The sequence below is a fragment of the Carnobacterium sp. genome (assembly GCF_040274425.1).
On record NZ_JBEMBC010000015.1, the window covers coordinates 42128 to 50089 of the forward strand.

The following is a 7962-nucleotide window of genomic DNA, read 5'->3' on the forward strand; positions in this document are numbered from 1 at the left end:
TTTCATAAAAAAATACATCAGTCCATAAGCAAATGATACTTAGGTCTGATGTGTTTTTTTATTTCTCTTTTTAATGTTTTTTTTATGGGCGTTTTCCTTCTGGCCACCATAACTTAATAATAGCCTGTGTTCCATCATTTTCAAAACCATTTAGCGCTAGTTCTTCATATAGTTGTTTGGCTAAACGTGTAGAAGGCAAATCTAAATCCATCTGTTCAGACTCATCTAACGCAATTTTCAAGTCCTTGATGAAGTGTTTTACAAAAAAACCTGCTGTATAATCTTCTTTAAGAATCCTTGGTCCGTAATTCGATAATGACCAATTTTGTGCGCTTCCTCCTCCAACAGTATCCAATACTTTGTCAAGGTCTAAATCTGCAGCATTAGCATAGGCTAAAAGTTCTGCCATTCCCATCATTGTACCGGCAATCATAATTTGGTTCGCCATTTTTGTGTGCTGTCCACTGCCCGCTCCACCTTGTAAATTGACTTTAGCAGAAAATGTGTTAAATATAGATTCTACTTTTTTATAGGTACTTTCTTCTCCGCCAACCATAACGGTCAACGTTCCATTCTTAGCACCTAGGTCTCCTCCAGATACGGGAGCATCTAGAACTTCAATTCCTCGTTCCTTACCTTCTTGATACACTTTTTGAGCTAATGTGGGTGTGCTTGTTGTCATATCCACTAAAATATGTTTTTGGGTTGCTGTTGCAAAAATTCCTTTTTCGCCAAAATAAGTTTGTTCTACATCTTGCGGATACCCAACAATTGTAAAAACAATTTCACTCTTAGTCGTTACTTCAGCTGGTGAGTCAGCCCATTTAGCTCCTAACTGAATCAATTCATCCGCCTTACTCTTCGTGCGGTTGTATACTGTTACGGCATAGTCAGCCGCTAATAAGTGTTTGACAATTGAAGAACCCATAACCCCAGTCCCAATAAATCCAATAGTTTTTGTCATTTGCATCCTCTCCCTTAACTTATTTGATTCTAGTATATCAGTTCTAATACGTAGAACGCATTCATTTTAATGAAATACCTACAAAAAAAGCACAAGAATCAACTAGATTCTTGTGCTTAACTGTCTTTATTTAGTGTACGCTTCAACAAGTTTTACAACTTCATCAGCAGTATCACAATCATTGATTGCTTTATCAGCTAACTCAGCCATTTGTTTTGTATCTAAACGTTTCATTAGACTACGTGTTTTAAGAATACTTGAAGCACTCATAGAAAATTCGTCTAGTCCTAATCCTACAAGAAGTGGCACAGCTGTTTGATCTCCAGCCATTTCTCCACACATACCAGTCCATTTTCCTTCTTTATGAGAAGCATCAATAACATTTTTGATTAAACGTAAAATTGATGGGTTATATGGTTGGTAAAGGTAAGAAACGCGTTCGTTCATACGATCAGCAGCCATAGTGTATTGAATCAAATCATTTGTACCAATACTGAAGAAATCAACTTCTTTAGCAAATTTATCTGCAATAACAGCAGCAGCAGGAATTTCAATCATGATACCAACTTCGATATCATTTGAAACGTCTACGCCTTCACTTACTAATTTAGCTTTCTCTTCCATAAGCATTCCTTTAGCTTGACGGAACTCTTGCAAAGTCGCAATCATCGGGAACATAATACGTAATTGTCCAAAAACAGACGCACGTAATAATGCACGTAATTGTGTTCTAAACATGTCCGGTTGTGCTAAACAAATACGAATTGCACGGTACCCTAGGAAAGGATTCATTTCATGTGGCAATGTTAGGTAAGGCAATTCTTTATCGCCACCAATGTCCATTGTGCGAACAACAACAGCTTTGCCTTCCATACCTTCTAAAACTTCTTTATAGGCTTCAAACTGAGCTTCTTCTGTAGGAAAATCAGGTGAATCCATATAAAGGAATTCTGTACGGTATAATCCAACAGCTTCCCCGCCGTTGCTTTTTACTCCCACTAGATCTTTTGGAGTCCCAATATTTGCAGCTAGTTCAATGTGCTTTCCATCTGCAGTTATTGTTGGTTCATCTTTTAATTTATCCCACTCAGCTTTTTGATCAGCAAAAGCTTTTGCTTTTGTCTCGTAAGTTGCAACATCTGCTGATTCAGGGTGAACGATTACATCACCTTCTAAACCATCGATGATGATAAGATCTCCTTCTTTAACAAAAGAAGTGATTTCTTTCGTTCCTACAATTGCAGGAATTTCTAACGAACGAGCCATGATAGCTGAATGTGATGTACGTCCACCAATATCTGTAACAAAGGCTTTTACAAATTGACGATTTAATTGAGCAGTATCGCTTGGCGTTAAGTCATGTGCAACCACAATCACTTCTTCATCGATCATTGAAGGATTAGGAAGTTTGACACCTAACAAGTGGCTCAATACTCGTTTAGTAACATCTTTGATATCGGCTGCACGTTCTTGCATGTAAGGGTTATCTTCCATGGCCTCAAACATACCAATAAACATATCTGTTACTTCTTTCAAACCACTCTCTGCATTGATTCTATTGTCAACGATTGAGCTTTCGATGCTCCCGATTAATTCTGGGTCAGAAAGAACCATTAAATGAGCATCAAAAACTTGGGCTTCTTTTTCGCCTAAAGATTCTGCTGCTTTAGATCGAATGATCTCAAGTTCTTTTGATGCTTCGTTTAATGCCGATTTTAAGCGGTCAATTTCTGAATCAGAGTTCTCAACTGAAATTTTGTTGAAAGTTAAATCGGGCTCAGTTAGTAAGTAAGCTTTTGCTACTGCAATACCGTCACTTGCTGCGATCCCTTTTAATTTTTCAACCATTATTCAGCTAAGCCTTCTTTCTTCATTGTTTCTTCGATTCCTGCAAGAGCTTCAGATTCATCAGAACCGTCAGCAGAGATAACTACGTCAGCTCCTTGGCCAACACCTAAAGACATAACGCCCATGATTGATTTTAAGTTTACAGATTTACCTTTGTATTCTAAGTTGATATCTGAGCTATATTTACTTGCTGTTTGTACTAATAATGTTGCTGGACGTGCATGGATACCTGTTTCAGCTACTACGTGAAATTCGCGTTTTTCCATAATTAAAAATCCCCTTTAATAAATATTATTTTTGAGAACTACATCCAGTTTTAACTGTCAATAACATTCTTTTTCAGTAAAACATTTGATACAGCCCTTACAATTTACTAGAATACCATTTTTCGCTCATTTAAACAACTATTATTTCCTAATTTTGATTTGCTACTCTTTAGTTTGACCTATACCGATAAATGATATTTCCATTATGCAGAGCTTCTCCAATAATCTGGTCTTTTTTTTCATGGTTAATCCAAATTTCGCGAAAAACCATAAAATCATTTTTTTCAATTGTTATATTATCAACTTTACCTTGAACTAATTCATCCATCTTCATTTGCAGTTCTTCTTTTGTCATTTTTAAAAACATCCTTGCTTTATTTTTTATTTATCTTGAATATCAATAGTTTAATGGAAACTACTAAAAATTTATAGTATCAATTACTTGAAAGCAAAAAAAGGTCAGTGTATAATGTTAATCATGAAAGGTCAGTAATGGTCAATTAATTGCTTGGTCTTTTATTTTCTTAACTAACCGATTATATGAAAGGTTGTGCTGAAATGCTATGTCAAAATTGTAACCAACGCGAAGCAACTATTCATTTATACACCAATATGAATGGTCAAAAAGGCCAATTAGATGTTTGCCAAAATTGTTATCAACTTATTAAAGATGCACAAAATCGTGGAGAAATTAGAAACAGTCGCACACCACAAGACCCATTTGGTTTTGGTAACTTAGATCAATTTTTCCGTTCGATGCAAAATGCACAAAACAATAATTTCCAACAAAATAATCCTGACTTCCCTCCCACTCAAAACGGTTCTGGAGGACAGCCACCTATTAATAAGAAACCTGGTCTTTTAGGTGAATATGGAACAAATTTAACTGAAGCTGCTCGATCAGGTGCCATTGATCCAGTTATAGGGCGCGACAAGGAAATTGAACGCGTAATTGAAATTTTAAATCGCCGTACTAAAAACAATCCTGTCTTAACCGGAGAACCTGGTGTTGGTAAAACTGCTGTTGTAGAAGGCTTAGCACAAAAAATTGTTGACGGTGATGTTCCTCAAAAATTATTAGGTAAAGAAGTTATTCGATTAGATGTCGCTTCATTAGTTCAAGGAACTGGTATTCGTGGACAATTCGAAGAACGGATGCAACAATTAATGGATGAATTAAAGAAAAACCCACAAATTATTTTATTTATTGATGAAGTTCATGAGATTGTTGGAGCCGGAAGTGCAGAAGGAAGTATGGATGCTGGAAATATGCTGAAACCCGCTCTTGCACGTGGTGAATTGCAAATGGTTGGAGCAACAACTTTAAGAGAGTATCGTACAATTGAAAAAGACGCTGCTTTGGAACGTCGTATGCAACCTGTACGTGTAAGCGAACCGTCTGTTGAAGAGACGATTACCATTCTTAAAGGGTTGCAAAAAAAATATGAAGATTACCACCATGTTCATTACACGGATGAAGCAATCACAAGCGCCGTAAACCTTTCTAATCGTTATATTCAGGATCGTTTTTTGCCGGATAAAGCAATCGATTTATTAGATGAATCAGGTTCTAAAAAGAACCTAACGATACAAGTCGTTGATCCTAAACAATTAGAAGATAAAATCGCAGAAGCTGCTCAACAAAAACAATTAGCTCTACAGCAAGAAGATTATGAAAAAGCTGCTTTCTACCGTGATCAAGCTAAAAAATTCGCTACCATGCGCGATCAGCAAAAACCAGATTCAGATGAACCTACTGTAACGGAACAAGATATGATTGAAATCATTGAAATGAAAACAAATATTCCAGTAGGCGAATTAAAGGAAAAAGAACAAGAACAATTGCGCAATCTAGGAGAAGATTTGAAGAAAAATGTTATTGGACAAGACGAAGCAATTGAAAAAGTTTCTAGGGCAATACGTAGGAATCGAATAGGGTTTAATAGTAAAAATCGTCCAATCGGTTCTTTCCTTTTCGTTGGTCCTACAGGGGTCGGAAAAACTGAATTAGCTAAACAATTAGCGCTAGAACTTTTCGGTAGTAAGGACGCTTATATCCGTTTTGATATGAGTGAATATATGGAGAAACATAGTGTCTCTAAATTGATTGGTTCCCCTCCAGGATACGTTGGCTATGATGAAGCAGGTCAGTTGACTGAAAAAGTCCGTCACAATCCTTATAGTCTCATTTTATTAGATGAAATTGAAAAAGCTCATCCAGATGTTTTGCATATGTTCCTACAAATTTTAGACGATGGCAGATTAACCGATGCTCAAGGACGTACGGTGAGCTTCAAAGATACCATTATTATTATGACAAGTAATGCGGGTACTGGTAATGTAGAAGCAAGTGTTGGTTTTGGTGCTGCCGCTTCTGGTACTCAAAAATCTGTGTTAAATCATTTAACGGATTACTTCAAACCTGAGTTTATTAACCGTTTTGATGGAATCGTTGAATTTAACTCACTTACAAAAGAAAACTTATTGTATATTGTAGATCTATTGATAGCAGATGTGAATGATATGCTCGAACATCAAGGTCTATCCATAGAAGTTGACCAGTCAGCTAAAGAAAAATTAGTCGAATTAGGCTATGATCCAAAACTAGGCGCTCGTCCTTTACGTCGTGTCATCCAAGAACAAATTGAAGATCGTATTGCTGATTTTTATCTTGATTATCCTTCTGTAAAAGAATTAGTGGCAAAAACAGATCAAGAAGGAAATCTTATTGTAGAAGCAAAAGAAACTGATTTAGCAGAACCTACTGTTGAAGAAGTTGAAGAACCAGACACTGCAGATTAATCCTAGTTGTAACTAGAATAATGAGTAGTAATTAAAAATAAAAAGAGATCACGATCAAGTTTTCATTACTTGATCGTGATCTCTTTTATTGGTTTTATCCTATAATGATTTTTTCAGTTGGGTAATGATAATTTTTATCATCTTTATGTTTAGGAACCAACAGCATCAACATATACAACATTCCTATTCTTCCAATAAACATCAGCACAATAATAATCAATTTGCCTACCACTGTAAGAGTAGGCGTTATGCCTAATGACAATCCGGTTGTTCCAAACGCCGAAGTCACCTCTACAATAAGCGTAATCAGATCATGTGATTCACTGACACTTAACACCATGATACTAAATAGACACAAAACCATAGATAAAATAAAAACCGTAATCGATTTTTGAACATCGTCTCGCTCAATGCGACGCTTAAATAACGAAACTTGATCATGTCCTCTAATAAAAGAAATTAAGTAAACCATCACAATTGCTAACGTAGTAGTTCGTATACCACCACCTACAGAACTAGGACTTGCTCCAATAAACATCAAAATAGAAAACAGCAATAAGCTTCCTTCACTAAAATTACCTAACGACGTTGTCATTAGACCTGCATTTCTAGTAGTGACCGAATAAAAGAAAGAATAAAAAGCACTTTCTGTAAACGACATTCCTTTAAAAAACTGATTGTATTCTAACAACCAAATACAAATCGCTCCACCGAATAATAAGATAAAGAAGGAAAAGACTGTAATTTTAGTAAATAAAGAGAAACGAAAAGGCAACATCTTTTTCATTTTATGATACTGTAAAAAATCTTTAATTTCTAATAATACTGGAAAACCGATTCCACCTACAATGATCAACAGCATAATAATGAATTGAACAAAATAATCATTATGAAAAGGAATCAACACTTGCCCTGTAAGATCTACACCGACATTTGCAACTGCTGAAAAACTCGTAAAAAATCCTTGGAATAGAACTTCTTTTAATGGCCAGTTTGAAAAAAAGAAAAAGTAAGTACTTAAAATCAAACCGCCAATAAATTCAAATCCTAGAATTATAAGCACAGTATTACGTATCAATCGAACTGTTCCACTCAGTCTGGGTTGGTTCATATCTGTCATGATAAGTTGTCGCTGCTTTAAGGAAACCTTTTTTCTTCTAATGAGCATAAAGGAAGTCGAAACCATCATTACCCCTAAACTTCCTAGCATAAATAAAAATTGCATAAGAATCACACCGGCTAAATTATAGGTTTCTCCCAAATTAATTGTAGCTAGCCCTGTTACACTAACAGTACTAACGGCTGTAAAAATCAAATCAATAAAAGATAGTTCCATCCCCGGGTTCCTAAATATAGGTAACGCCAAAAGGATGCTAGCAGCTATGACGACAATAAAATAATACAACACAATCAATTGAATAGACGAAAATTGATTAGACAACCGAGTTATAAATTTATAAATATTCAAAAAACTAACCTCCTTATGATGTATCAACGTTATCTTTTCTCAACTAGTACTGACTAAGAAGTTAAAATGTTTTGAATTGTTGTGTTTTTAATTATATAATATTTGTAACCTAACCGGTATAGAAGAGGTGAAAGATTATGAAACTAATAGACGTTACAAATAATCATTCTGAACTAGTGATGGAACAACTAGAAAATACTGATGCTAATTTTGTGAAAGTTTTTTCTCTAGGTCCGACTACTGTTATTTATTCAGGTGCTCCAACGCATAAAGATGTTCTTTTACTAAACAAAGTGCGCAGTATAAAAAATGCGGAAATTAGCTTTGCGATAGAAAATATACTTGAAACAACATTAGACAATGTTGATATCTTGCATGCACCACATATTGTTGAACTATCTATTCCTGTTTACAAATAATCTTTTTCATATATAACCATTAAAGCCACAGTTCAACTTTAATGGTTACTACCTTTTATTTCAAGCACTCTTTTAAGGATACTTATCATTTTCACAATCAAAAAAAAACAAGCCGTTCTGAACTGGTCCCTGTCAAGTAGACAGTGTAAAAAATAAAAACATATTTGTTTTAGACTTATGCTATGTGCATAAGTC

The 7962-nt window shown here is 35.2% G+C and carries 7 protein-coding genes; 2 read left to right on the forward strand and 5 right to left on the reverse strand.

The window, feature by feature from the left end; all coding sequences use genetic code 11:
• Positions 1 to 82: 82 nt before the first annotated feature.
• From ABS911_RS04885 to ykzS, 4 genes are all read right to left on the reverse strand, one after another.
• The gene (locus ABS911_RS04885) at positions 83 to 964 is read right to left on the reverse strand and encodes an NAD(P)-dependent oxidoreductase (RefSeq protein WP_502880498.1); all 882 of its coding nucleotides are present in this window, start codon (positions 962 to 964) and stop codon (positions 83 to 85) included.
• A gap of 126 nt (positions 965 to 1090) precedes the next feature.
• Positions 1091 to 2812, reverse strand: a complete 1722-nt coding sequence (gene ptsP / locus ABS911_RS04890; RefSeq protein ID WP_350466581.1) for a phosphoenolpyruvate--protein phosphotransferase — start codon at positions 2810 to 2812, stop codon at positions 1091 to 1093.
• Positions 2812 to 3078 (reverse strand): phosphocarrier protein HPr, encoded by a 267-nt coding sequence (locus tag ABS911_RS04895; protein ID WP_023177356.1) that lies wholly within the window; start codon positions 3076 to 3078, stop codon positions 2812 to 2814. The genes ptsP and ABS911_RS04895 overlap by 1 nt, the downstream gene beginning before the upstream one ends.
• A gap of 169 nt (positions 3079 to 3247) precedes the next feature.
• Entirely contained in the window at positions 3248 to 3433 is a 186-nt protein-coding gene (ykzS, locus tag ABS911_RS04900; protein WP_350466582.1) for a protein YkzS, read from the reverse strand.
• Positions 3434 to 3636: 203 nt separating this feature from the next.
• Here ykzS and ABS911_RS04905 point away from each other — a divergent pair, with 203 nt between their 5' ends.
• Positions 3637 to 5880, forward strand: coding sequence for an ATP-dependent Clp protease ATP-binding subunit (locus ABS911_RS04905; RefSeq protein WP_350466583.1), 2244 nt, complete (start codon positions 3637 to 3639; stop codon positions 5878 to 5880).
• Between the two features lie 94 nt (positions 5881 to 5974).
• Here the strand turns inward: ABS911_RS04905 and ABS911_RS04910 are convergent, their stop codons facing one another.
• On the reverse strand, positions 5975 to 7348 hold the full coding sequence (locus tag ABS911_RS04910) for a TrkH family potassium uptake protein (RefSeq protein WP_350466584.1): 1374 nt from the start codon (positions 7346 to 7348) through the stop codon (positions 5975 to 5977).
• A 137-nt stretch (positions 7349 to 7485) separates the two neighbouring features.
• On the opposite strand from ABS911_RS04910, the gene ABS911_RS04915 reads away from it, so the two are divergent.
• Positions 7486 to 7767: a DUF1827 family protein gene (locus ABS911_RS04915; RefSeq protein ID WP_350466585.1), complete on the forward strand. Its 282-nt coding sequence runs from the start codon at positions 7486 to 7488 to the stop codon at positions 7765 to 7767.
• Positions 7768 to 7962: the final 195 nt, after the last annotated feature.